At 58.0% G+C, this 26,808-nt stretch carries 17 protein-coding genes and 4 pseudogenes; 10 read left to right on the plus strand and 11 right to left on the minus strand.

The window, feature by feature from the left end:
• Window position 1: 1 nt before the first annotated feature.
• The 6 genes from IVA87_RS13135 to IVA87_RS13160 form a co-directional block, all read right to left on the minus strand.
• Complete coding sequence (locus IVA87_RS13135) at window positions 2-1,240, minus strand: ATP-grasp domain-containing protein (protein ID WP_247333765.1); 1,239 nt, start codon at window positions 1,238-1,240, stop codon at window positions 2-4.
• Window positions 1,237-3,132: a class I tRNA ligase family protein gene (locus IVA87_RS13140; RefSeq protein WP_247333766.1), complete on the minus strand. Its 1,896-nt coding sequence runs from the start codon at window positions 3,130-3,132 to the stop codon at window positions 1,237-1,239. Before IVA87_RS13140 ends, IVA87_RS13135 begins: the two co-directional genes overlap by 4 nt.
• Window positions 3,129-4,391 carry a SidA/IucD/PvdA family monooxygenase gene (locus IVA87_RS13145; protein WP_247333767.1) on the minus strand — a complete coding sequence of 421 codons (1,263 nt, stop codon included), beginning with the start codon at window positions 4,389-4,391 and terminating at the stop codon, window positions 3,129-3,131. Before IVA87_RS13145 ends, IVA87_RS13140 begins: the two co-directional genes overlap by 4 nt.
• 1,050 nt (window positions 4,392-5,441) lie before the next feature.
• Window positions 5,442-5,798, minus strand: a complete 357-nt coding sequence (locus tag IVA87_RS13150; protein WP_247307116.1) for a hypothetical protein — start codon at window positions 5,796-5,798, stop codon at window positions 5,442-5,444.
• A 237-nt stretch (window positions 5,799-6,035) separates the two neighbouring features.
• Window positions 6,036-6,761: a TIGR02391 family protein gene (locus IVA87_RS13155; protein ID WP_247333769.1), complete on the minus strand. Its 726-nt coding sequence runs from the start codon at window positions 6,759-6,761 to the stop codon at window positions 6,036-6,038.
• 92 nt (window positions 6,762-6,853) lie between these two features.
• A complete protein-coding gene (locus IVA87_RS13160) occupies window positions 6,854-7,762 on the minus strand; it encodes a type I restriction enzyme HsdR N-terminal domain-containing protein (protein WP_247333771.1) in 909 nt (302 codons plus the stop codon).
• Between the two features lie 187 nt (window positions 7,763-7,949).
• Between IVA87_RS13160 and IVA87_RS13165 the strand changes: the two genes are divergently transcribed.
• The 4 genes and pseudogenes from IVA87_RS13165 to IVA87_RS13180 all read left to right on the plus strand — a co-directional run.
• The gene (locus IVA87_RS13165; RefSeq protein WP_247333773.1) at window positions 7,950-8,234 is read left to right on the plus strand and encodes a hypothetical protein; all 285 of its coding nucleotides are present in this window, start codon (window positions 7,950-7,952) and stop codon (window positions 8,232-8,234) included.
• A gap of 1,477 nt (window positions 8,235-9,711) precedes the next feature.
• Window positions 9,712-9,933: a hypothetical protein gene (locus IVA87_RS13170; protein WP_247307126.1), complete on the plus strand. Its 222-nt coding sequence runs from the start codon at window positions 9,712-9,714 to the stop codon at window positions 9,931-9,933.
• Window positions 9,934-10,537: 604 nt separating this feature from the next.
• Window positions 10,538-11,917, plus strand: coding sequence for an aspartate aminotransferase family protein (locus IVA87_RS13175; protein WP_247333775.1), 1,380 nt, complete (start codon window positions 10,538-10,540; stop codon window positions 11,915-11,917).
• Window positions 11,918-12,373: 456 nt separating this feature from the next.
• Window positions 12,374-13,221 (plus strand): annotated as a pseudogene (locus IVA87_RS13180) (IS110 family transposase); the annotation flags it as partial.
• A 367-nt stretch (window positions 13,222-13,588) separates the two neighbouring features.
• Here the strand turns inward: IVA87_RS13180 and ybgC are convergent.
• A complete protein-coding gene (gene ybgC / locus IVA87_RS13185; protein ID WP_247333777.1) occupies window positions 13,589-14,032 on the minus strand; it encodes a tol-pal system-associated acyl-CoA thioesterase in 444 nt (147 codons plus the stop codon).
• Between the two features lie 1,465 nt (window positions 14,033-15,497).
• On the opposite strand from ybgC, the gene IVA87_RS13190 reads away from it, so the two are divergent.
• From IVA87_RS13190 to IVA87_RS13205, 4 genes and pseudogenes are all read left to right on the plus strand, one after another.
• Window positions 15,498-16,970, plus strand: a complete 1,473-nt coding sequence (locus tag IVA87_RS13190) for a coproporphyrinogen-III oxidase family protein (RefSeq protein ID WP_247307134.1) — start codon at window positions 15,498-15,500, stop codon at window positions 16,968-16,970.
• Window positions 16,971-16,990: 20 nt separating this feature from the next.
• Window positions 16,991-18,181, plus strand: coding sequence for a hypothetical protein (locus IVA87_RS13195; protein ID WP_247333779.1), 1,191 nt, complete (start codon window positions 16,991-16,993; stop codon window positions 18,179-18,181).
• Window positions 18,182-18,252: 71 nt separating this feature from the next.
• A complete protein-coding gene (locus tag IVA87_RS13200) occupies window positions 18,253-18,735 on the plus strand; it encodes a GNAT family N-acetyltransferase (RefSeq protein WP_247307138.1) in 483 nt (160 codons plus the stop codon).
• Window positions 18,736-19,203: 468 nt separating this feature from the next.
• A pseudogene (locus IVA87_RS13205) lies at window positions 19,204-20,761 on the plus strand (ISL3 family transposase).
• A gap of 830 nt (window positions 20,762-21,591) precedes the next feature.
• Here IVA87_RS13205 and IVA87_RS13210 read toward each other — a convergent pair.
• On the minus strand, window positions 21,592-21,825 hold the full coding sequence (locus tag IVA87_RS13210) for a hypothetical protein (RefSeq protein ID WP_247333781.1): 234 nt from the start codon (window positions 21,823-21,825) through the stop codon (window positions 21,592-21,594).
• Between the two features lie 1,238 nt (window positions 21,826-23,063).
• Here IVA87_RS13210 and IVA87_RS35340 point away from each other — a divergent pair.
• Window positions 23,064-23,522 (plus strand): annotated as a pseudogene (locus IVA87_RS35340) (reverse transcriptase domain-containing protein); the annotation flags it as partial.
• 524 nt (window positions 23,523-24,046) lie between these two features.
• Window positions 24,047-24,742: a group II intron reverse transcriptase/maturase gene (locus tag IVA87_RS35345; protein ID WP_346658352.1), complete on the plus strand. Its 696-nt coding sequence runs from the start codon at window positions 24,047-24,049 to the stop codon at window positions 24,740-24,742.
• A gap of 372 nt (window positions 24,743-25,114) precedes the next feature.
• Here the strand turns inward: IVA87_RS35345 and IVA87_RS13220 are convergent.
• The 3 genes and pseudogenes from IVA87_RS13220 to IVA87_RS13230 form a co-directional block, all read right to left on the minus strand.
• Window positions 25,115-25,384: pseudogene (locus IVA87_RS13220) on the minus strand (IS110 family transposase); the annotation flags it as partial.
• Window positions 25,385-25,620: 236 nt separating this feature from the next.
• The gene (locus tag IVA87_RS13225) at window positions 25,621-25,803 is read right to left on the minus strand and encodes a hypothetical protein (protein WP_247307147.1); all 183 of its coding nucleotides are present in this window, start codon (window positions 25,801-25,803) and stop codon (window positions 25,621-25,623) included.
• A 92-nt stretch (window positions 25,804-25,895) separates the two neighbouring features.
• A partial coding sequence (locus IVA87_RS13230) for an IS66 family transposase (protein ID WP_247333786.1) occupies window positions 25,896-26,808 on the minus strand: 913 nt, incomplete at its 5' end.

The following is a 26,808-nucleotide window of genomic DNA, read 5'->3' on the forward strand; positions in this document are numbered from 1 at the left end:
TTCACTCGAGGGCGAAGACTGGGGTGATCGTCTCCGATACCCAATCGAGGTGCTTCGTGAGCAGCGCTTGGCTCGGCGCGGTGCTGATCACCGCGATCAGACGTTGAAGACGGAAATCGCTCGGCGGAAGTACAATGTGTGTACCAATCGATGTTTCGACGATCGCCTGCTCGACCCAAGGGTGATCGAGAACCGCCTCGAGGCCGCGGTAGCCGAGCAGCCGCCCTTCCTGTTTGGCCAAGACGTAATGGATCCCGGCCACCCGCTGCGGCGCGGGCGGAGGCAGAGGCGCCGTGCCCACCGCAATGCGAGCAAGGTTTTCGTAGAAGTCATAGTGCAACGCAAGCGGGACCAGATGCGACGCGATGTAATCGCCTCCCGGCCGGGCAGCAACCTCAATGAGCGCGAACTGCGGGCCGTCGTACTTGCCTTCGAGGTGGAAGGATGCATTGTCCAGGCACAGCGCCAGCACGTAATCTTTGGTCTTTGCTTCAATCATGCTGCGCATCTCACCCTCGAGGTCGGCAGGGAAAATATGCCGCACCTCCAGGCAATAAGGATCCGAGGTGAGCTTGTGCGTGATCCCGACAACGGTGACTTCACCGCTGCAAACGTACCCTTCCACACTCACCTCCTGCCCGCCGATATAACGTTCCGCCAGGAACGTAAGCGTTTCCCGTCGCAAAGTCGGGTCGTACGACGGATTGGCGATCTTCTTGCTAGTGGAATGAAAGACATTCAGGTCGGCAGGCTCGCGAAGGAGGTAGATTCCGGTGCTGCCCGAGGCGTTCACCGGTTTCACGATGACCGGGAGTCCCGCCACACTGATGAACTCTTCCAGATCGCTATCATTCTGCAAAAGGCGGTGCGTGAGGCCGGAAACCGACTGAGTTCGCTCGCGCAGTATCGATTTGTCCCGCACCGCGGACACGGATGCGTGCGGCAACCCGGGCAGCCGCAATTTCGCGGCAAGGATGGCGCAGGCTTCCACAGCAGTTTCCGTAAAGCAGACCACACCGGCAATTTGGATACACTTTCTGATCTCCTCGACGGCGCTCTCGAGCGAGACAAGGCTTGCGGGATTACATTGGCGCCACTCGTCGACGTAGCAGGCAAGTTCCGGTGGCAGCGGCTGACCAAGCACAGCGACGTGGTATCCGAGCCGATGTGCCGCTTCGAATGCACGAATGCTTTCTCGTATGAGTCGGCGATAATTGATATAGAGGAGAAACTCCGTCATACAGCCCAGCCTCCGGTGTCGAAGGATCGCCCCGCCGGAACCCATTGCAAAGCGTGGTTCAGATATGGCGGTTCTCGAATGCCAAGGCGCCCCAGGAGGGCGGTGCAGAGCCCGGGCATCACCGGCCAGGCAAGCGTCGCCCACAGCCGCAGGCCGGCAACGCTGAGGGCGCAGGCGGCGCGCTCGATGCCCGGGTGATAGCGCGCGCCAAGCGCTTCTGTTGCGAATCCATCAAGGTCGTGAAGCAAGCGGTCGATTAGCTCCGCGATCCGCCGCGGGTCGAATCCTTCGACCGAGAATAGCCGCCGGCCCTCTTGCTGACGCTCGCAAAGCTGTTGATAGAATGCGCGATGCAGGCGTTCCCAAGTGCCGGCCTCCGGCACCGTCCCGCGGTGACGCGTTTCGACCGACTGGCTGATGTGATGAATGACGGATGCCAGCAGGCCGCGGCGCCGTTCGATCCAGTCAAAGGCCTCACGAAAGCTAAAGCTCGTCGGGGCAACCGATGGACGGGTATGGCAGACATATAGGCGCAGCCAGTCGGCCGGAATTCCCTGGCGGGTGAGATCGTCGGCGTATATGACATGGCCCCGCGAGGTGGAGAGCTTACGGCCGTCAAGCTGGTAGAATTCGTTGCCAAAAAAACCCACGATGCGAAATCTGCTCGCGTCGTAAAGGTGGAGCAGGATTGGGAAGGTGATGCAGCGCAGATACGCGTTGTCGGAGCCAAAAAAGAGCACGAGCTCGACCTCGTCCGAGCCGAGCTCCGCACGGGAGGCAAGCATATCCTGTGCCGTCAAGAAGCGGGGGGCGAGCTCGACGGCCGAATAGAGGTTCTGGTCCTCTTGCCCGTGCAACGGGAGAGCAAGTCCGTCCGATGAACAGATTCCGAGCGGAATGTCCGGCAGCTTGCGCTGCAACACCCGGGCGACGAAATCCGGCATTTTGCCGACGTAGGCCCCCGACATCAGGTATCGCTCGAGCACGGCGCGATGCGGCTCCAGCGGCACGAACATGCGCTTCAGCGGCCGCCACGCTGCCGGCCGGTTGCAATGATTGCAGACCGGATCCATCAGCTCTTCATCCGGCACGAACAGCGCGCAGTTCTCGCATTCCGAGCTGATCCCTTCGCCACAGTGCGGGCAGGAGCCGCGCACGTGGGCTTCGAACAAGTATCCGTGTCCGTACTCACAATACGGAACGCGGGCAGTTTTCTCGATGAGATGGTCGCCGGCGTCCAGCGTGGCTAAGAACTCGCGAGCGACCCGTTCGAAACGCGGCAATTCGTCGAGCGTCGCGAACACATCGAAGTCTACCCCCAGCAGACGGTAGTTAGCGAGAAAATCATCCGAGTAGGCGCGCGAGGTTTCGTGGTAGCTCCGCCCTTCGCGCGCAGCGGTGATCGCCACATGCGTCTGAAAGCCCAATGTCCCACAAAGCTGGTAACAGTCGAGCCCAAGTGTCCTTTGCGCTCGCGTAAACATGTCGGCAGCGACGACCGGCCCCGCCAGATGCCCAACATGCATCCGCCCGTTCGGCGTTGTAAAGCTCGGCAAAACGAGGCGGGTGCGCGGCGCCTTGGTGGGGGCTTTGACGCTTTCGTCAACGGTCTGCGGGTCTTCCCACCAAGCATTTCCCACGACCAGGAGTTCCGCCCCATCGTTCTTGATAAGATGGGCAGTGAACGGAGACATCAGCAGCATGTCTCCGGGGCGGAGCTGTGTGGTAGAGAGCGACCCGTCGCCATAGGTGACGGAGCCGGTGCCGGAGAACACGAACAACATCTCGTTGTCGGCGTGGCAATCCAAGCGCGTGGACTCGCCACTCTCGAGGGCAAATTTAGAGGCCCTAAAATGGCGTGCCACGATGTTATCGCGCAGCTTTCTCATCATTCCTCCTCCAGCTCAGCCAGACGCGACAACATCGATGGATCCATGTCCACCGGATAGAACTCCTTTCCCATGATGCTGTTGACGATCGTTGCGTTGCGATAGGCGACGAGAGACAGATTCGCGTTCTGCAAACCATGCTGGATGCTGGTTCTGTTCTGGAAGTAGATCTTGCCTGGCAGGGCTATCCGGCTCTCCAGTGAATAGTCCGATCTGATCCTGGGCAAACTATCCTCAATACAGGCGAGCTGCATGATGCAGTCGAAGAATGGCGGCGTGTGGGGGACAAAACCGGTGGCCAAGATCACACGGTCGACCGGCGCCCTGCGTGTTGCTGCGGTCTCGGTGCACTTGAGCGTAACTTCGAAGCCCGCTCCATTCTGCCGCAAACCTTCGAGGCAAGCACTGACGATCAACCGGACGCCGTCGTTCTCACTGTCGACGAAGCGACGTTCATAGATTTTGTCGAAGAGTTGATTTGCGAGATCCAGCGATACGCCGTCGCTGCTCAGCCTCTTGACCTGCACCCATTCGCGCCGACGTGAGAGCGGCTGAGCTTGAAAGTGGCGGAAATAGGCAGGCGTATAATACTCGTTGGTGAATGCGCAGTCGTCCCTCGGTTCAAGGTTGTCGCGCGGCGTAACCCAAAGTATCTGCTTCAGGGGTGGGCCCGCGAGCAGCTGTTCCATCACCTCGCTGCCGCTTTGTCCCCCGCCGACGAGCAAGACTCGTTCTCCTGCGGCCGGTGGCGCCCTATTGAGATAGTCTGCCACGTGATAGACGCGTTCGCCCAACAAGGGACGCACGCAATCCGGCACGTCGGGGCAGATTCCGAGCCCAAGTACGACATGTCGGGCCTGATATTCCGCCTCAGTGGTCGTGACGCGGAAATGTGATATTTCGGGCCGCACATCCAGTGCCTTTTGCCCAAATCTAAGATACGGAAGCTGATCTGCGACCCAGGCGAAATACTGAAAAAACTCCTTGCGAGAGACTGCACCGGACCGTCGATTGACGAACGCGTGGAGCCGCCCACTTCGGTGCAAAAAGTTGAGAAATGAAAACGAACTGGTTGGATCTACGAGCGACACACAGTCTTTGACATGTGACACTTGTAACTTAGCGTTCGAAAATGCCATCCCGGCGTGCCAGGCAAAACTCGGCTTATCGTCAAGGAATAAGCACCGTAGTCCGGTCGGCTTCATGAGAGCGGCAAGGCTGAGATTAAACGGACCAATTCCGATACCAATTACGTCATACATGCGATGAAGCTCCCATGTGCCGGCCCTCTTCACGACCAACTAGAAATGGTGCGGGCGGTGCGTTGAATGCATGAGTCGAGCTAGCAGACAAACGTAATCGGCTCGTGCCGCGTTGAGAGAGTAGAAGAGGCGGCCCCGGCGCAGAGTAGATGCGCTGGGTACACGCGCTGGGTCCGCCCCTACATCATCGGTTGCTTCGTGATGCTCCTTGCATGAAGCAAGCGGCGTGCCGAACTGAAATCGCGGCGCTTCTGCAAGCGCTTGATACAACTATCGGCGAGACGCTTGAATCGAGCGTCGCGTCACGTGCACGAATTGTCTCAAGGCTGACGATCGGGGCTGCGTCATATCCGACAAGGTCGTTGTGAGTTCGGTGGCCTGCACAGCCCGGCAATCGTTCTCTCCGGGAATCGCGCGGCGCGGGCGCGCGGTACCGCCGGTTGATCTGCCTCACCTACTCAGTGAGGCTTCTGCATTCCCTTTTTGGGCCTCGCAGCTCCCGTTCCCTGAGCGCGCCCTCGCCAGCTGCCGCTTCTTCGCGCGCGATAAACTCTGCAAGAAGCCATGTTGTTACAGCGAATTGACAAGGGTGCTTTCCAGCCCTTCCCACAGCTTCATGGAAAGCTCGTAGAACGGATTGTTGCCGGGCAGCAGGTAGTTCGAGCCAATGATCGTCGTTCCAAGAGCAAGTGCACGACCGGCCGGATCTGGGCTTATGTGCGGGATGACCGGCCCTACGGTGGCCCAGCGCCGCCGGCGGCGGTCTATTGCGCCTCGAGCAAGCAATCTGAGGTGCTTCGATGAGCAAACGTCCCCCAAGCGATCGCCATCGAACCGGCAGTGAGGTTACGACCGTTCAACGTGCATTAAATTTGTTGAGGGTTCTCGCCGCGAGTGAAAAGCCGATCGGTGTAAACGAGATGGGTCGCGGGATTGCGGGAAATTCTTCGACGTTCATCTGAGATGGCCCGCATCGCGATCCGCGCGATCGTTGCCGCATCACCAAATTCCTTGCACAGAGCGTTTGCGTACCCGATTTTGTACGTCACCTCAGCATAGAAATTTCCGCTCCGACGGATCTTCGACAGGAAATTTCTGCAACTGGTATTGATGCGCCTTGAGCATCTCCTTGGTCAGATGTATCGGGAAGGCCTCATAGCTAAGGGCGCGTAACGCGGCGGTCAGACTGTCGCGGATTGCGTCGATGTTCACCCCGTGGGGCCCACGATGCCGAATACCAGCTCGGGCAAAAGTGTCGGTTTGGTCGTGGACGTCATTGGGAACCTTATCAAAATTCAGTGCAATCTGATTCGTGGCCAAATCAGGAGGGGAAAGTGGCAAAGGTCCCAATTCGGAAGGAAGATCTGGAAAGGTGAGGCAGGTCGCCGAGCGCACAGCCAGGCGCACGAATGAGCGCGTCGTCGTCGCCCATGATCGTGTCGCTTTGCAAGATGATGAGCAGGTGACCTCTGAACGCCAACATCAAGACGCGAGAATGGCTAATTTCCATTAAGAGTTTCTATTTTGCAGTGCTTGGACAGGGTCCGCTTTGCGGGCCCTTTTTGTTTGAGTTACAGCACCTTCTAGGGCCGCATCAGCCTACCAGCCGCCGTAGCGTAATGGCCTCTTGCATCGCCGCTTGAACTAGGCGCTCGATTGAGCACGCCTACTGTTAACGATCCGCAGAAGGTGACTGGCGATGATGAGCATCTCAGCCGCCTCTTTAGGGTCTGAAAGATCAACGTTCCTATGGCTTCTTGGGTTCTTAAACACACTCACTGCACCCGTCATGAATTGCTGCATCCCTTGACGCTCGCCGGCGGGATCAGCTGAGAGCATCAAGGGCCCGTTCTCCGCATTGAACGCCTTGGCCACCATCGGCATGCCATGTGCCTCCGCCGGCAAGTCTGCGGCTTCTCGTATTTTAGTCTCCACTAGCTTGAACGCCTCGAACACGGCAGCGTCGTAACGGCCTATCTTGAATATCTCCGCTGATGCGTCTCGCACATCGGGATGTAACAGAAACTCCGGAAGAAGCCGCTCGATTTGAAGTCTCTCCAGATCAGTCGTCGGCTCGAACTCAACGCCCGTTCTGCTCAAAACGTACCATACGGCGTGAGGCTGGCTCAGGTCAGGCACCGCGAGGAGCATCTGCTGGGCCCACATCATTCCTTCCGAAACCCTCTGCATCAGCCACGGCGGCGAACCTTGATGGCCGAAGAAGTGGTTGATTTCGGATTGAAAGTTGTGCGGTGAGAACCGCCCACCATTTACCTGCATATGAAGTACTATTGCGACACCGACCTGCTCAGGCGTCGCTCTCTCCAACTGCTCAATCGAATTGAAGGACTGGTTGAAAGGCTTCGGCACTTCCAGCGCTCTTATTCAATAACAGCCCACTTCCGATCAAACCGCTCTAACGCACTAACCATCAAACCGCCCAAACGAAAACTCCCCGTTAGTCAAGGAATGGCGACCGCTCGCGGCGTGGACGTGGAAGCATCTTCAACCGGGGCGACTATCGGAGCTTCTTCATCTGCAGCTTTCGGTGCAGCCTTTTTCCGCGTCGCAGCCCGCTGCAAACGCTTGATGTTCTGGAGAGCCGATTTCGCTTCATCACTATCAATCAAGTCGCGTTTGATGACCTCCTCGCGCAACAACGTCTTCAGGTAGTCGACCTCCACCTTCACGCCGGAGCTCATCCGACGAATCTCGCGGCGCAAAATCTCCAGGATGAAGTCAGTCTGCAGAACGGCTGCGACTGTGAACTTGTTCGTGACCTGCTTGTGCAGCAGGAACTCGGCCATTGTGCTCTTTGAGAAGCCCTCGCGGCTCAGATTTCCGAAGCATTCAAGAGCTTCAGGGCTCTTGGCGCTTTCCTCGATAGCGTCAAACTCACAAACGAGGATTTTCTCAATCGGCTGGCGGAAATGCACCTTGTAGATTCGCCAGTGGGCGCCGTTCGTGAGCACTACCCACTCAATACCCTCGTTGGCAGCGTAATCGATGGCTTGCTTGACATGGGCATCCTTGAGATCGATCCCAATGGCCTTGACCTCGATAATGAACCGGATGTCGTCATCAACTTTCACAGCAAGATCAACATAGGTGCCGCGGATCGCATATTGGCTGGTGACATGTAGATATTTGTCATAGCCGCAGATGTCGGAAAGCATATCGTTGACGACAGTGACCGTGGCGGCGTCATCGGAGAGCGCTTCAGCAGCCCCGCTAATACGCTTTGGTATCTCTTGAGTTGAGTGATGATCCGCGTCGCGACTTTGGTTGAGAGTTTCGCCATGATTCGCCCCAGAAATATGGGCGTGAGCATCATGCAACCTTTCGGCGAGCACAAGCCCCCATTTAGTCAAAGTTTGGCTGTCTCTCGGGATCTCGTCCTGGGCTTGCTGCTTTGTCTGTCCAAGTGAGCCGGATGTTTACCTTAGCTGCCGATTGAGCCGACCTTTCCACAATACGATCTGCAGTAGCTCGCGCGCGTTCCGAGCCACTAGGAATCCATAATTTACGAGGTACTTACGAACCCGCTTTGATGGCGGCATGCCTCGCCCGAAACGCCACACGCCAATACACGCAGACGGCCGCCCGATGAAGATTACCTTCGGCCAGATGCGGAGCATGGGAGTGCGCGGTGTGCTGGTCTATTGCCACTGCGGCCATCACGTTGCACTGGACGCGGATCGTTGGGCTGATGAGGTGCGGCTATCTGATATCGAACCGCGGTTCGTCTGTCAGGGGTGCGGAAGCCGCGGCGCCGATGTCCGGCCCGACTTTGAGCGAGGCAATTCCCGACTTGCGATCTTGGGGCATCGCGCCGATTCCTGAGGAACAAAGGCCGCCATAGGGAGCTTGTGAGTCCCGCTAGCTCCCTGCCGAGCTGGCGGAGCGGCCCCGGCCTACCCCTACAGGCCCCCCTGAAGCCGGGGCCGTCTCCCCACTAGTAAGCCTATGCGTCAGTCGCCCTTGATCGTGCGCCGCGTGTCAGGCGAAACAGGCCGCCAACTGAGGCGGCCTTAATTATTTTCGCCGACTACACGAAGGCGCGGACTCGCTAGCTTTCCGGGAGAAACGCAAACCGGCGAGATCTCGCGGTCCTGGCGCTGAGCGCGCTTGCAATTAGGGCAGACGAAGAGGTGAGCGATCATCGTCGGTGGATTGTCTCGCACCAACTCGGATCGAAACCACCTCATGCCGATCTGGCAATTAGGGCAGATCGGCACTTCAAACTGCCCCCGCGCGTGCTTTAGCCGGTCCATGCATACCCCCTCTGTTTGGGAAAGACTAGCAAGGCACGTTGGCCAGCAAAGTATCAAACGATACACAACTCAAATTAGGCCCTTGCGAAATCAAAAGGGGCCAGTAATGTCGGAAACAGGCCCAGTGCCAGAATCGAGAACAAAGCGGCCCCCGAACCGGCGGGCCACTGAGGCGGCTTAATGCGGAGCCTTGTATTCTCGGTTAAGCAGCTCCAGTCGTCGTTCGAGCTCTTCTTTCTTCGCCACTAGCCGCTGGGCGAGAACATCATTGGACCGTGTGCAGTTGCCACAGTTCTTCGAGAGACATGCTTTCAAACGGCTTCCGCTCCATGAATCACCCGACCACGCGTTGCCATAGCTTGGGCTTAGAAGCGGGAGCCTGGCAATTCTGTGTAGGTTGAGAGGGAAGGTTATCTACAGGTGCGGCGCCGGGCCACCTTCTTGAAAGCCGATTTGCTCGCCCTCAACCGAAAACGCCGCAACTCAGCGTGCGCCAGTCGATTCCGCAGGTTGGCCAATTCGGCCATCTGACCTTCGAGAAATGCAAATCGCTTCTGCAGTGAAATGGCGCGATAGAAAACAACTTGATCAAAGGTACTCATCATCCCTCAACCCATTAAATAATTTAAAATACGCGAGATATCGTGCCAGAATAATCACTGCGTTTAATGTTGACTAGTGTGCACAAACTAAAAAATGCCCGCCAGCGTGAACCGGCGGCGCCCGTCACAAGCTTGTGGCACGGCCCTTGCCTAGTCGAAACCAACTGGGATTTTAGTGCCCCGTTTTGAGACAACGCGCTGCCGGGGGACCGGCAATTTTGAGCCGGCAGCGCTTTCCCTCTTAGGCCATCACTGTGTTGGTCCAGTCCCGCATGCCTACCTGCTCCAGCAAACCTTCCCAGTCGGCAATCCCATTCTCCCCGGGACTCCTCCTCGCGGTCAGCGTCAGGCCCTCGGCCGTTCCTGTTTGGGTAACGCCGCCCTGTTCTCGTTGTCCAAGGCAGCGCTTAGGAACGTTTCAGGTGGGCGGGCGCTTTGGGAGCAATGACGAACTCCGTCATCCTCATTCCCGGCATGCTCAAGCCGCTACGGCTGGCGCGCGTGTACGGCTTTCTGGTCGAGCGCGAAGCCGGCGTATATCCCCCGGGCGGCAGCCAACCGGCATGTTCGCTGGGATTGGCGCAGAAGATGGTTGAAGGTGGCTGGCTGATGAAGCACGGGCAGCGTTACGAGCCCACGGAACAGGGTCTGAAGGCCGCAGAATGATGTAATAGGCCGCACAGGCCGCTGAGGCGTTTTGGACACGCAGGCGCTTTTTGTTCACATTTGTTGTGGCCGGAACCGGAAGTGCCGGGAAACTTCGGCAAACCGGGGCTAGCGTTCATATTGCACCTACCTCTTTCACCCGGTCGTTTTGACACGGCGCAGGCCGCAGCGAGCTCAATCGCTGCGGCCCTTTCGTCGAGCCCGCCAGCGTGAGCCGTCGGGCCTTTTGCTCCCGAAGAGACCGTGTCAGTCGAGATTGAGCTTCTTTCGAGCTGGCTGTCCCAATAGTTGGATATTGCCAGCCGCCAACCAACAAATTGTATAGCCGACTAAGCTGCCCGCGATTCCGTTCACGCGTCCTCACGCGCTACTTGAGGTCGGCGTGCTCTTAGCCTTGGCGTCGCACGATCGTTTTGGCGCAACTACAAACTTTGGTTGCGCCGGGCCTCTTTTCGCTACATCCGATTTCGCTATTGTTGAACGCGCAACGCCGAACGGACAAGGATTCGACTCCAATCTTTCGGTGGCAGCAAGTGGGCCCATCGAGCCATAAGGTGGGGGCGGGTTCGAGACCCTCTGATGAGAGTAGGAGAGGAAGCAGAAAATGTCCCACGGATTCAACGAACTCGGTGCTTGGGACCGCGATCACCTCTTGCACCCGGGGACGCACGTCGGCGCGCATGCGCGAGGTGAAATTCAAAAGCGCGTGATCAGCGGGGGCAAAGGAGTCTACATCACGGATAAGTCTGGGCGAACCAGCCTTGACGCCTTTGCGGGTCTTTTTTGTGTGAATGTCGGATATGGCCGCCAGAAGATCGCCGAGGCGATTGCAAAGCAGGCGAACGAACTCCCCTATTACCACGCATACGATGGCCACGGCACAGAAGCCCCGATCAAGCTATCCAGGATGATCATCGACCGGGCGCCCAAAGGCATGAGTCGCGTCTTTTTCGGTCTATCAGGCTCGGACGCGAACGAGACAAACATCAAACTAATTTGGTACTTTAATAATGTGCTTGGCCGACCGGAGAAGAAGAAGATTATCTCTCGCTGGCGAGCCTATCACGGCTCAACCGTCATGACAGGCTCGCTGACAGGCCTTGAACTGTACCACAACGCCTTTGATCTACCGCGTACGCCGATCCTCCACACTGAAGCTCCTTACTATTTCCGCCGCGCTGATGCGACCATGAGCGAGGAGCAGTTCGTCCAAGCCTGCGTCGACAAGCTTGAGGCAATGATTGTAGCCGAGGGTCCCGATACAGTCGCGGCGTTCATCGGAGAGCCGATCCAAGGTGCTGGCGGCATTATTCCGCCGCCCACCGGATACTGGGCGAAGATAGAGTCCGTTCTGAAGAAATACGACATTCTACTCATCGCGGATGAAGTCGTCTCCGGATTCGGCCGCCTGGGCAGGATGTTTGGTTCCGACCACTACGACATCAGACCGGACCTGATCACAATCTCAAAAGGTCTGACCTCCGCGTACGCTCCTTTGTCCGGCGTCATTATTTCGGACAAGGTTTGGCAGGTTCTCGTGAAAGGCTCCGATCACCTCGGTAGTATCGGTCATGGTTGGACTTGTTCTGCCCATCCTATCTGCGCGGCGGCGGCTATTGCAAATCTTGAGCTAATCGATGAGATGGACCTGATCAACAATGCTCGCGATATTGGAGCCTATCTCCAGTCCGCACTGACTGAGGCGCTGGGCGATCATGGAAACGTCGGCGAGGTGCGCGGCGACGGGCTGATGGCGGCGGTGGAATTTGTCGAGGATAGGGATAATCGCACCCTCTTCGATACATCAAAAAAAGTGGGTGAGCAGGTCGCCGCCGCGCTGCTTGAGCGTGGCGTCATCGGCCGCGCCTTGCCGCAGGGCGACATTCTCGGGTTCGCGCCGCCGCTGTGCTTAACAAAGCACGAAGCTGATATCATCGTCGAGAGTACAGTGGACGCAGTCAATGCTGTTTTTGCCACTTTTTAAAAAGTCCGCCTTACACTGGCGACCTCGCGCAACTGCCGATATCGCTTCAAAATGCGGCGGAATTATCGTTTCCAGCGATCCTGCGAGTTTCCGTCGGTTGGCCCTTTGGAATACCGCCAGCGTCGCACGGCTTCCCAAGTAGTATGCAACGTATTGGTCCCAGTCGAGCTTGCCGTCTCGACTCCTAACAAGTCGTGCATGGTGATGGAACCAAAACTCTTTATGTCGCGATACAGACGAGTGAGTTCTAGTGAATAGGCGTTAGGTTGTGCGACTTAAAATCGGGCGACGATTGTTTTCTAGAAAGTGGAACACAGCCGGTCGTGGAAAGAGGTCATCCCCGATGAACGGTAAGAGCGTATGTCCGTCTCTGCCGATGAGATAGCTCGCCTTACACTGCGCGTCCGAGGGTTGCTCGGGCGGACCGAGCCGATCCTCATCACAGGAGGACGAACCGTGGCAGATTATAGGGAAGCATTCGTCGGAATCGATGCCAACTGAGAAAGGCCATCCGATTGCTGAAGCAGGCCGGGAGGGAGAAGTTCGTTTCTTCGGCGAGGTCGATGCTTCGGCAACCAACATGGGTCGCATCATAGCGCGGATCGCCAACCGGTTCGACCGCGTGCATTTCTGCTACGAGGCCGGCCCGACCGGCTACGGCCTCTGTCATCTGATCCGATTGCTGGGCCATGAATGCACGGTGTTGGCACCATCGCTGCTCCCAAGGAAGCCGGGGGATCGGGTGAAGACGAATCGCCGGGACGCCGCTTCTCTCGCGCGGCTGCTACGCGCTGGCGAGCTGACGGCAGTATGGGTTCCCCATGAAGGTCACGAGGCGATGCGGTATCTCGTTCGCGCGCGAGCGGCAGCGGTTGAGGCGCTGCGGGTTCACCGGCAACAGGTGGCGTCTTCATGCTCAAGCACGACCGCACCCGTCCTCGCAAGAAGAGTTGGACGATGCGCTATCTGCGCTGGCTTCAGGAACAACAATTCGATCAGCCCGCACATCAGATCGCGCTCCAAGAAATGGTTGAAGCAGTTCGCGTCGGCAGGGAGTGGGTCGACCGGCTCGAGCGCACGATCAAAGAATTTGTCTCGGGCTGGTCTCTGGAGCCGCTCGTGCGGGCGCTTCAAACGTTGCGAGGCGTTGATTTGATCGTCGCAGCGACGTTCGCGACCGAGGTTGGCGACGTGAGCCGTAGAGCCCAGTCAACTCATGGGTTTCCTCGACCTAGTGCCGAGCGAACGATCGACCGGAGTCTGTCAGGCGCGGCCGCATCACCAAGGCCGACATTCGCCATATGTCTGCATGTCCACCCAGCCGCGAGGTTGATCCGCAACGAGCCGGACCAGCTCGTCCGGACTGTAGATATATGGCGCCGGACGAGAGCAGGACTGGCGAAAGGCGGCGGGCATCACCTCAACCTTGGTGCAGCGCATCTGGCGGACGCACGGACTGCAACCGTCTCGCCCACCAGTTCAACCTCTCGAATGATCCCAACTTGGTCGACAAGCTGCAAGACGTGATAAGTACCCAAAGGGCCGCAAATGCCTCGACGTTTCACCTTCCAGTTCACGCCCACCTCGTTCTCGTGGCTCAATGCCGTCGAAGGATTCTTCGCCAAGCTCTTGATGGCGCTGGAAGGCAAAAGCTTGAACGAGGCGGCGGATTTATCTAAGCTCTTCCATAGCGAGCCGCAGCGACTTCGGGATGCGCTGCGCCTTTCCGGCTGAAATAAACGCCACGCGTACACGCGCCGTGACTAGGAGATTGTCTCCGCGCCTGCATTCCTGCAGCAAGGCAATCGACGCTCCCCTCACCTCTTGCGGGACTGTGACGACGTCAAGCAGGTCATCCAAGACCGCCGGTTTTAGAAAATCGATCCTCATGGAGCGGACCACGAAGGCAAAGCCGGGCGCATCGTTCTTAGCTTCTTTGAGTAGCGCTTGCTGAGTGGTTCCGAGCAGGCGCAAGTAGTTCGTTCTACCCCGTTCCATGAAGCGCAAAAAATTTGCGTGATAAACAATCTGACCGGAGTCAGTATCTTCGACATAGACGCGAACCTGCATATGATGGCCGCCGTCGCGGATTTCGCCATCAAGAGAAGCTGTCACAGTGCGGTTCCCCTACTGCCCTTCTGGGACCAACCTGGAGGCCGGAACCCCTATCCAGATTCCGAGGACCGAGGTCGCCCCATCGGCAAGCGCCTTGATTCTGCGCTTCGTAGGCCACAGTCGGGATTGCCCGACAGTGCGGATTATTCAGCAGTCCTATTCCGCGAATCCTACCATTCATGGCAGTTGTTAAACTCCGGCCGGTCAGCCATCGCGGCTGGATATTCCAGGTGAGATGGTCATGGAGATCGATGAAACCGGGCAGAATGATCCACGGCACCTTGACCGGAGAGTCGGCCGGGCCGATGCTCTGCGGCCGAGCTCGTCGCTCGGTACGACACGCACCGCGCCTGGCAAGTCCGCGCCGAGCGCTGCCAGATCGAAGTCGCTCCGTGGCCACCGCGCCACAAGAAAGCGACGAGTTCATTTGCATATCCGTCACGTGCCGGGACGCTGCCTCCATCAGCCGAGCGATTCGGTCGTAAGGTCGCCGTTGGAGCAGATGTTCGAGTTCGGCATGAGAGGCCGCCATCCTCATTCAACATTCCACGTTGTCGTGTTCAGCCGTGTCCGGCTGAAGACGTTAATGTCCGGGACCAGACACTGAGGCGCGAGTATTCCGACGTGGACACGAACCACATGGTTTTGCCCTCTTCAAGCCAGGCTCGTAAATGTCTTTAGTGGCACGTGGATTGCTGGGACACCGTAAAAGGATCCGCACGACCATGACGATCTCGCATTCGCCGGCCCAGGAGTTCAAATGACACTTGCTCGACTGATCCAAATCAATGCCTTGGACGCTGCGCTATTGAGTGCGGTCCCGCCTAACGCCTTGCCGCGTCCGTCGCGGGTGCCGCTGTCGTTCTTCGCGTTGGATAGCTCTCAAGACCACCAGACACGACTAGCATTCAGCGCGCTTAGTCCCGAGCAAATCCGAACCAGTGTGACACGTTTGGGCCGCTCTGTGGCGAATGCATGCAGCGGCATGCTAATGTTGGCCTCGGACCGGGAGGAAACCAAATCAAGCTTAGTATCGAGCAATGCCCGCTTCCTTTCGAAGAGGGGAGCGGACAGAAGTTGTTCAATGGCACGCTGGAGCAGATCGAGCTCGGCGCCCGACCCGGCGCGGGTCACACTCGGAGGTGGAGCACCATTTTCTTCAGCAGTATTCGCACTCCTCGGCGCCTGAAGTCTTCCTCGGGACCGTTTCGCAACGCCCGAAGGACATTCGGCCTCGGCCACGGCATCTGTCTTCCTCGCCGAACCATAATCATCCCGCGTGTCCCGAGCGAATGGCGACAGTCGTTCTGCTCTACGGTGGTTGCCTCGAGTGGGAGCCGACAAACCCGCGTCTTTGATCGAAATGCACGACTTCGGTGAGCCCGAGCTGAAGAGCGCGATAAGACACGAGGAACGCAGCTGCCATCGCGCCTTGCCTTCACAAGAAAGCTAGAGGAGTTAAAAAATGCGCGCCCCGACCTATTCCGAGGCCTTGGAATTCGCGATCGACCGCTCGTACGACATTAACCTTGACATGTTGAGGTCACGGAATTTGCACCTTGACACGCACAACGATTATCTTGTCGGCACATATCCGCCTCTCAAGGCAATGGGCGACCTGAATGCCGAAAAGTTGTTGCTTCAGGTTTCGTCGTCAATTGATCTCTATTTTCACATCCCCTTTTGTGATCAGTATTGTACCTTTTGCCACTTCGCCAAGGAAATCAATCCATCTTCTGGGCGAGTGGAGCGCTATCTGGCGGCTTTAGATAAAGAGATGAGTTGGTCGGAGGCGGCGCTGGCCGGCAGAGCTGTTGAGACTGCTTTTTTTGGAGGCGGCACTCCCTCGTTCTTGACCAACCGTCAACTCGAAACGCTATTTGGTATGATTAGGCGGCGCTTTGATTTGTCTAAGTCGGAAGTGAGTTTCGAATTGCATCCCTCTCTTGCAAAGCAAGTGGACGCTGCAGATCGCATATCCACACTGCTTAGAGCGGGCGTAAACCGCTTCGTATTGGGCGTTCAGAGTCTAGATCCGAGCATTTTACGCATATTGAACCGCGGGCATCACCTGGACGAGGTAGTTCAACTCGTAAAGTTACTGAATGACATGGGCGTTCAGAATCTGTCGCTTGACCTCATGTATGGGTTGCCGCAGCAAACGCTCCGGAGCTGGTACGACTCACTTATCGGCTTACTGGATATGGGAATAGAGAAGTTCAATGTATTCCCATTGATGTTTAAATCTACAGACCCCGTAGCCCGCCATTTGGCTCGGGGTCGATATCAATTTGCCGGGGCTAAGGAGCGCATCATCATGCATTTTATGGCCGAGCACATCCTCACGAAACTCGGTTATCGCCATGGGCCGATTTTCTATTGGAGTAAGCAGTCGCAGCCACACTCGATTCAACAGAGCCGCAAATACGATTCCTGGAACGACAATAATCTGGTCCCGTTTGGGGTTGCCGGATTTGGTTACATGAGCCAGTGCCAGTTCTATAACGAGGCAGATTTAGATCGCTACCTGTATAGGGTTGAAGCGGGCGAGAAGCCTGTGTGGAAGGGTGTTGTCCTGTCGCACGATGATCTCATGCGCAGAACGGTAATGTTTGCCCTGCGAAGCAGTGGGGTGTTGCTCTCCCGCTTCGAGCGGGAATTTGGGGTGTCCATCGAGAAATGCTTTGGCCGCGAGCTTGAACTCTTGAATGAGGCAGGACTCATCTGCATTTCAAACGGCCTGCTTTCGTTAACTGCCGCCGGCACTATCAATTCGGGCGCCGTATCGCTGCTATTTTTCTCGAACAATATACTCGAGCGGATCGCTTACAACGACAGTAGGATAATAGACAAACGAACTGATCTGCTCGAAAAACACGATTACTCACCGGCCGCACGATACGGGTCAAGTGCCGAAATGCAAGTTGCGTTTCGATGAAGTCGCGGGCGCGCTCATTTATGGTCGCTCCTTTTGCCGTTTCCACCCCGGAAGGGTCGCCCTGCCAGGCGAAGGACATATTTTCGCATCTGACCGATAGCATTGATCGCCGGCAGCGAGAACGCCCGCTTGGGCTGGTCAGCAATTTTGTCGCCGATCAACTGCCGCACTGCATTGCGGAGGTCAAATGCAGTGAACGACCAGATGAAGCGGTTAAGGCTCTTGGGCGTAACATCAATGCGATGATTGCGAAGAAGGACTATGAAGCGCAGCTGCTAAGTCTGCCGCAATCGGACTTCGAGATCGCTAAGACAGACATCCAATATCTCGTAAATTGTGCTTATCAGATGTCTGCGTTTGCCGGCCTTCATCCCGTGGACGCCGAGCTGACGGTGGGAGAGGTACTAATCCGCCTTGCGCGCTCGAGTTGTCAACGGCAGCCTGGCATTGAGGTCCTCTCCTATGAAGATATGATACTTACGAATCCGCTGCAGAATGATCCACGCGTATACTGCCTCGGCGCGGCCGGGGTCGAGGAGCGAGATTTTTGCTTGGGCCATCAGATTATCGAGAGCGAATTGCAGTTAGCAATTGACGCTCTGCTCAAGTTGCGTGATGTGGCCGACGTGGATGCGGGGCAATGTCTTGCACTGTGCCTGGAGCGCCTTGAGTCAGCAAACAATGTTCTGACGCGCTTTTATGAACATATGTCGCCGGACTTATTTGGCCAATTTCGTGTGTTTTACGGAAAGAATCCTTACAAGAATACGCTTGGTCCAAGCGGCCGCTTCTCGGCCCGTATCGTGGCGGTCTCGGTGCTACTGGTCGGTGAAGAACTCTTCCACCAGAAACCTCAATTTTATACGGATCTGTATCGGCTGTCTGAATATTATCCGCAGAGATGCATTCACGAGGTATTCCGCTGGCTGTCGTCAGGCAAAGGAAGTGCACCGCTCAAGCCAGGTTGGCTAAAGGGGAAAGCGGACTTTCCCAGGGTTGCGACCATTTCACCAGTCGTGGAGCATCACGGCGGCGAAATCGGAACGCTGCGCACGTCCTGTGTTTGTGCACTGGATCGGTTTACCCGGATGCACCGTAGTACGGCCTTAAAATATACGGTTGAGCCGGGTCGTCCAGTTGTCGGAGTTGAGGTATCGGAAAGTGTTGAGGCTGTCCTTGCTCAGCGGCTGTTGACAGAGGCGCGCCCGTAAGCCGACGGTGGTCTCTGCGTGGCTAAAAACAGAGGCGCAGGCGTCCGCCACCGCTCGAGAGGTAATAGTCGATGTCTCAAGACGAACTGATCCTTCGTCGGTTCGAGTCCGCGGATAGCGATGATGCATGGCATCTGCACAGAAGCGCATCGCAGGATGTTGGTGTGTGTGGCCCGGAAGGGGCTTGGGAGGATGATTTACGCAATATTGGGGAAGTATACATCGCCTCGGGCGGAGACTTCGTAGTTGCGCATATTGGTGCCCGATTCGCTGCCATGGGTGGGCTGAAACCTTTTGATGATGATGTCGCAGAAGTAAAACGTATGCGGGTCGACCCCATCTTTCAGCGACGAGGGTTTGGAAGGAGGGTTCTTCGTGAATTGGAGTCGCGAGCTGTTGCTCTCGGTTTCAAGTGGATAATGCTCGATACAACAACGATCCAAGTAGGGGCCCAAAGACTTTATGAGAGCGCTGGCTATGTTCGCCGCAGGGAAGGGATGTTGCACGGATATGCAGTGATCTTCTACGAGAAGCGGCTCATTTGGCCAGGATGACCTCGCTGAGCAAATGAGGTTGTGAGACCGGATGATCCGGTGAAGCTCTACGGACGCGCAACGAGCATAAATTCAATCACTTACCCCTGACTAGCCCAAACGCCCAGTCTCGCTCCTTGGGAATGACGTCGAATGCGCTCAGAGAAAGCCGTATCATCCGCGAGGACTTTCTCATTAGTCCCGCGAGAAGGACCCAGCTTGCACTCTCCTGGATCACGATCGAGTACCAAACCTGTATCGTGATTGTCATGCAGGGACCACGCGCTGAGGGCTGATCTGGTCGGCTAGGAAGATCTCGCGGAATAGTTTGTCGCGAGGTCACAATGTCGAAGGATAGTCGTAAGGATAGCGATAAGGATAGGCATACGCCTATCCTTGAATGTGTTTCGGCATGGAATAAGGGCTCTGACTCACTTTTGATGCAGTTTGGGGGATGTCTGGCGCTTTGATCAGAGGAGTATCAGCGCCATGCAGCAGGCACTCCAGCGCTCCAATCTGGTGCCGAGTGGGTTTGTTGTAGAGAGTGCGTACTACGAAGGCGATATGGCCGTTATTGTGGTCCGGGCGTCTGGACGCGTTGGTCTGTGTCCGTCGTGCGGAACGGTTTCCTGACGCGTCCATAGCCGGTATCGGCGACGCGTGACCGATCTGCCGCTTTCGGGGCGGATCGTGCAGCTCCTGGTGATCGCTCGCCGCTTCCGCTGCGATGCCGTCCTCTGCGGGCGCCAAATCTTCACTGAGCGCTTCGCCGAAGGGGTACTGGCTCCCTCGGCGCGACGCACGGCGAGGCTGGACTCTATCGTCCATCACCTCGGTCGGGCGCTTGGCGGTCGACCGGCAGCAGACTTCGCAAGACGGCTGGTGCTGCCAGTGAGCAAAGACACGCTCCTACGCGTGGTCCGACGCCGTAGCCGTCCGCTGGCTGACCCGCTCAAGGTTATCGGCATTGATGATTGGGCGTGGCGGCGCAATCACCGGTACGCCAGCATCATCTGCAACCTGGAAAGGCGCCGGATCGTCACGCTGTTGCCGGATCGGGAGCCCGCAACCGCCCAGGCCTGGCTGGCCGCTCATCCCACGATCGCGATCGTCGCCCGTGACCGTGGTGGGGGCTATGGCCAAGCTGCGGCAAAGGCTTTGCCGCACGCGGTACAGGTCGCGGATCGCTGGCACCTGATGGAGAACGCCACTCGGGCCTTCCTCGATGCGGTCCGCAAATCGATGCGACAGATACGTACTGTCATCGGTGCGACCACGATCGATCCCAAGCTGCTAACAGCCGCCGAACGCCTCCAGTATGAGGGTTATCTGCGCCGCGAGGAGGCCAATGCGGCCATCCTGGCTCTGTCGAAGAACGGCATACCTATCAAGCAGATCGTGCGCCAAACTGGCCATAGCAGGAAGCTGGTACGGCAGGTGATCCGCGGCGAACGTAATGATGTCTTCCGGACCCGGCAGAGTTCGCTCGATCAGCACCTGCCGTGGCTCGACGATCAGTGGGCAGCTGGCTGCCGAAACGGCGCTGAACTCTGGCGTCACCTAACGGCGCGTGGCTTCCGAGGCTCGCTCCGCGTCATCAGCGAATGGGCGACGCGCAGACGACGGGCTGAAAAGGCCGACGCACAGAACCTTCAGCGGATTCCGTCGGCCAGAACGATCGCGCGCCTCATGACAATCGGGCGGGATTTGCTCACGAAAGCGGAGACCATCACGGTGGCGGCGATCGAAGCTGGCGTACCGAACCTGGTCGAGGCGCGCGAAATTATCGCCGAATTCCACTTGATGATCCGGCGCAAGGCCGAGGCGGGCCTCACCCTGTGGATCGACCGGGCTCGCGCCAGTCTTGTCGCCTCGTTCGCGAGCGGCGTCGTGAAGGATGAAGCGGCGGTTCGAGCGGCAATCACGTCGCCCTGGTTGAACGGACAAACCGAAGGACAGATCACTCGCCTCAAGCTCGTCAGACGTCAAATGTACGGTCGCGGCAAAAATCGATTTGCTGCAGGCCAGACTGATAGGTGCTGAATGAGTAAGCTGCACCAAAATTGCGTCAGAGCCCCTTTTGGATGCCGATAGGGGGTCCCAGTCGAACGCCGATTGACAGCGCTGGCGTCGTCGTAGATCTCTTCGCGGATCACGCGCAGCGTCACCTCGTGCAGATACACTTGCAGCGCACCCTCCAGCTCGGTGAACTCCGGCAACAGCACTCGATCGACGAAGCCTCGTGATGCACGGACCATCACCGTGTTGCGTCGCTGCCGGCGATAACGAAACGGCCGCAGCCCATATCGGCGGCAAAGCGCCAGAAAAAGGTGCCGAGACCATTGGTCGGGAAGTGAGAATTGCTGTTCGATCGGTGGATCGTGGCGAGCGAGTTCCTCGACCCGAGCCCGCACCCGCTGCAGCGCGGCTTCCGCCGCAAAGCGCTCACCAGCAGTTCCGGCACCTGCGAACAACGCCTCGATCTTCCGAAGCTTCTCGCGCAGATGCGACTCGCTGGTCATTCTGATCCCCGTTGCCCGCTCCGAACCGGGGGTCACCCCATCACCGCGCGCCGGCGGCGTCAATCATCCCGACCGCGCTATCCAGAGCATTCCGCGCAAGTCAAGCCCGGGCACCGGTGATCCTATCGTGACGCTCACCCTGTATCGAGCAGCTGCGGATCGGGTCTCACCAGCTTCGTGGTGCTCACGCCTGTATTCGGGTCAACGGCCATTCGGTAGTCTCGTTTAGCAGCTCTCGCAGGCGCTCGATGCGAGCGAACCGGAATGGATGGACGGTTTGATCATCGGGCCAGGCCCCTCGGATCGAATGCGAACAATCGGATGATGAGAACGACGAGCGGGCGACGGGTGACGTTCATGAGTCGAGCTGTCGGTTCTCCGCCGAATGCCAGTCCGCGCCGCGGAGGCGAATCATCTCCCGACGGGAACGCCGGATGAAGATGCGCTCAACGCAAAAGCCGGCTGTCACTGAAGCCGCCAGCGCAAGGCCACAGACCATATAGTCATTCATGAAATTCCAAAACATGTTGCAGCCGGCAACTCCTACAAAGGTAAGTGCCATGACCGTATTGCGAAATGCCTTAACCATGTTGCCCCCCAGTCAGTGGGAACTTTACCATTGCAACCATGACGATTAGCAGCGTTTGACCCTTCTTAGGCGCCGTCTTTCTGCTCGATCAGCTTGGGTCCGCCGCGCTGTCGACGCCCGTGGGTTCCCCATTGGTCGGCGCAGCTCATCGATCGAGCCCGGCGTCGGCGTGATCCACCTGGGCGCGTCGCTCCATGCCCGCCTCTATCGCTTCCAGCCTGGCCTATTCCGGGTGGCGACAGCACAAGCGAGAACCGGCGTTCCTCACTGGCACAAAAGCTTGTCGAGTTTCGGATCGCTCTTCCCGCTTAAGAAGGCACCCGAACGAAGGGCAGTGATAGCGACGCCGGCATGAAATGACGGCGGGACCGAGGGCGAGTGCCTCCGGCGAGCGACTCATGATCGAGCGAGGGATCGAAGCCGCACGGCGTGCGCCGTTGAGGCGTGGAGAAGAAGGGAGTGTTCGAAAGAATGGAGCCTGCTGGTTATGGCTCTTACTTGCCCGGCTTACCGGTGTCGGAAACGACTGAAACTCCGAAAGGAGAACGGGACCAAAGCATGCCGGGAAACGTCTCGAAATCGGGCGCCGCAGCCCGGTGGAGAGCACAGAGTAAGGTGTGCATGGTGAAAGCTGTATTGCCTGAATCCCAGTTTCCAGTTGCCAAAGGGCTGGCCGTAGCGAACGCGGCTGACACGCTATGCCACGCGGGGCAGACCGCACCGGCCAGTGCGATCTGCCACCAGTCCGCGTGGGACGACCACCATCGGTGGGTCAAGGAGACGAATGGGACACCTAAACACACCGCAACTTCCTGCACACGCAACTACGGGATCGCCTGCAGCAGGCTCTTTCGAGGACCTGTATGGCGACGGAGCCGTCATAGTACCCAAACGCCCGGCGTAATGGCCAGGACAGCCGCCGCGAGGTGGACGATCATGCGTATAAGGCCGGGTGACCGGACCGAAAGCGCCTCCGATCGGGGGAAGGACGATGCCGCCAACAACGGCATTTGCAGTATGCGTAGAAGAGATTCTTCGACGGAGAGGTTCTGCTGATGCAGGCCGCTACCATCCAGAGAAGAATTGAATCACTGCCGACTTTGTCGCGGTCGGGTAAGCGCGTAAATGGCCTTCACCGCCTGATGAGATCTCCGCATCTCTTCGAGTGGGCCTACGAAAAGGTCTCCCGCAACAAGGGAGCCCTGACGCCGGGTGTAGATGGTAAGACCTTCGACGGCATGTCGCTGGCGAAGCTCGCCGATGTCGCCAGGCGCGTAGCAGACGGCACTTATCGCTTCCGGCCAGTCCAGCGGGTCTATATCCCAAAGGACAACGGCAAAACACGACCGCTGGGTATCCCAACGGTGGAAGACCGGCTCGTTCAGGAGGCGGTCAGGATTCTGCTCGAAGCGATCTACGAACCTGTGTTCCTCGATGAGTCGCATGGGTTCCGCCCGAGACGATCCTGTCATACCGCACTCAAGTCCATCAAGAAGACCTGGACGGGCTGCAAGTGGTTGGTCGAAGTGGATGTGCGTGGGTTCTTCGACAACATCGACCATGACATTCTGCTTGGGCTTCTAAAGAAGCGGATCGATGACGATAGGTTCATCGCTCTGATCGAAGGAATGCTCAAGGCAGGTTACATGGAAGATTGGGTCTACGGACGCACTTACAGTGGCACGCCACAGGGCGGGATTGTCTCGCCCCTGCTCGCCAACATCTATCTGCACGAGCTGGACCAGCACATGCAGACGATGAAGACGGGCTTCGACAAAGGCCGCGACCGACGTCCATTCCCGCGCTATGCGGCGCTGGAACGGCGCGTCCTCAGTCTCCGCCGGAAAATTGAACGGCTCCGCGCCGACGGCGCGGATCGGGCCGAGATCGACGCTGCAGTCGCGGAGATCAAAGCCATCAACAAGGAGAGACGGAAAGTGCCCTCCGTCGATCCGATGGACCCTAACTTCAAGAGGCTCCGCTACTGCCGCTACGCCGACGACTTCCTCATCGGCGTAATCGGGAGCAAGCGGGAAGCGTGTGAGATCATGGATTGTGTCGAACAATTCCTGACGCAGACATTGAAGCTCACGGTGTCGCCCGAGAAAAGTGGGGTCTATGCCGCTTCAAAGGGAGTGACCTTCCTCAGTTATCGCATCTCGACATACACATCCTACGGGGCTGGACGCAAATCCAACCGCACGGGACCGGACGGACGGACATGGCGCGTGGTACGCCGGCCGACCACCGGGAATGTCAGCCTGCGAGTGCCGGGAAGGAGGTTACCGCGTTCTGCAAGCGACACGGCTATGGCGATCTCGCCAGAAAAACTGGCCGTCCTCGCGAGCAGTTCCTGGCCACCAGCGATGTCGCAACCGTCCTCGCCTATAACTCAGAGTTCCGTGGTTTTGCGAACTACCATTCGTTTGCTGATGACTTCAAGGGCGCCTTTGGACTGTTGGAGCTTGTTGTGTTCCGCAGCCTTGTGAAGACGCTGGCGATGCGACATCGAACGACGAGAGCGAGAACCATGGCACGTCTGTGGAAGGGTACGGACTACGAGGTCAGCTCCGTGGTCCGTGGTAAGCTTCGCAGCATCAAGCTGTGGAGACTGAAGCATCTGACCCAAACCTACTGGACGAGTCCCGTTGTCGACAACGTCACGGCAGGTGCGTGGTGGGTCAAAAGCCCAAATGATCTGGTCGATCGGCTCAACGCTCGCAGATGCGAAGCGTGCGGCGATACGAGGGGACGATTTGAGATGCATCACCTCCGCCGCGTAGGAGACCTGCAAAGCGGATCGCTGACGGCTTGGAAACGGTCCGGTTGGCGACGCAAGACCATCGTCCTGTGTCCGTCATGCCGTGTAACCGTGTCCGGTCGAGAGCATGCGCGTATGGAAAGCCGTGTGCATTGAAAAGTGCCCGCACGGTTTGGGGGGAGGCGTAGGGACATCCTCGTCGAGGTGTCCCGCGCCTACCCTACCGAGACGCTACGCGGCTCGATTCATATGTGGGCGGAACCGACTTGCAAGAATTGGCTCTGGCAGCATGCTCGGATCGCTTGCGCTCATATGTCCGGCCTGTTTTCGGGTCTTGCCACCACCGCCCAAGATGGGCTTCGCGGACAGTGAGATTCAAACACGAGAGCGGCATTTTCTGCCGGTAAACCGAGCGGAGCATTTCACTGACCGGCTTGCGCCGAACGTACCACCTCTTCCCGTCCTGCAAGTTCCGCCCCCAGCGTCAGACCTGCCGGTCTGGCGCCAAGCTCTGCATTTCGTTCAAGTCTATGTCGGCATCGGTATGAAGCTGCTTGCAGGCCGGTATCGCTCGCCGCCGACTATCAGTTTCCAGGCGATCCGCGCCAGCTTATTTGCCAACGCTATGGCCACCAGCTTCGGCGGCTTGCGTGCGATAATATCTTTCAGCCAGGGCCAAAAGCGACTTTCCCGTCGGCGCATATCTGCGATCACAGCCGTCGCGCCAGCCACCAAGACGGTTCGCAACATTCCGTCGCCGGCGAGTGTAATCACCCCGAGCCGGTTCTTTCCGGCCGTGAGCATAGCGACCCGAAGGGGCACGCGGGTCCGAGTGCAGCGACGAGACCGGTTCAAGAGTGGCACCCGGGAAGATCGCCGATAGGCGACCCCTTTTCCCGCCCCGGCGAGGAGCTCCGCATTCTTCGCGCGAGGGATCAACGCCGCATGGCTGAGACGCTAAAGCGGCTCGGTTCACGCGAGCCCGATGCGGCGGCGCCGCACGCGCAAGCGGAAGAACCCGCTCGTCGGAAGACCTAGATTTCCTCGCGCGCATTGGTCTGCGCGTCATAGATCCTGATCTGAAGCATGGGAAAACGCTTCTTGAGTTCCTCTGCACCAGCCCTGGCGCCGTCTCGGGTCGTAAATTCACACTTCAGTTGACCGTCCACCTCAAGCGCATAAGCAGAGGCGGGCGATTGTCCTGTGGCTGCAACCATCTTATTCCCATAGTACGTTGGTAGGACGATTGGGAATGATGGGTAGTACGCATCCGGCCAGCACCCCGGGCATGCGCGCCGGTCTGCCGCGCTCAGGCAGCAGTCGCTTTAGACTGATGGGTCGCCTTCCAATTCCACGGGAGCAGGTCGACAACTCGGTTGACGGGGTGATCTGGAAGCCTGGCTAACACGTCGGCGAGCCAGGCTTGTGGATCAACGTCGTTCATCTTGCAGGTTTCGATCAGGGTATAGACGGCGGCGGCACGATTGGCGCCAGCATCTGAACCGGCGAAGGTCCAATTTCGTCTTCCGACAGCCACACCGCGTAACGCTCGTTCGGCAGCATTGTTCGAGAGGCAGACGCGGCCATCGTCCAGGAAGCGGGTGAACGCCGCCCAGCGGTTGAGCAGGTAGTTGATCGCCTTTGCAGCATCATTGCCTGATGAGAGCAAGGTTCGCTGCTGGCGCATCCAGATTTCGAGATCGGCGACGATCGGCCTCGACTGATCACGACGTACCGCAAGCCGCTGTTCCGGCGTTTTGCCGTTGATGGTGCGCTCGATCTCGAACAGGATATCGATGCGTCGCACGGCCTCGCTGGCAATCGGCGCCTCTCCAGATTTCGCCAGATCAAAGAACTTTCTGCGGCCGTGGCTCCAACAGGCCGCTTCAAGGATCGGAGCCGGCCTTCTACGGGCCTTGTAGAGCTGGTTATATCCATCAAAGGCGTCGGCCTGCATGAGGCCCACATAGCCGGCAAGATGGCTTTGCGGATGTTCTCCAGCCCGATTGCGTGAGTAGTAGAACAGGGCCGCCGGCGGATCCGTGCCACCAAACGGCCGGTCATCGCGAACATAGGTCCAGATCCGGCCGGTAACCGTCTTAAGCTTGGCCAGCACCGGCACCGTCGGGTGAGTAGGCCGGAGGGATTTCACCTCCAGCCTCTCGCAGAACCGGGCGTGAGACTCTCGCCTCACCCGGCTCCCATCAGGCAAGCTTGCCGCC

Origin of the sequence: Bradyrhizobium sp. 147 (assembly GCF_023073935.1) — a bacterium.
GTDB lineage: Bacteria > Pseudomonadota > Alphaproteobacteria > Rhizobiales > Xanthobacteraceae > Bradyrhizobium.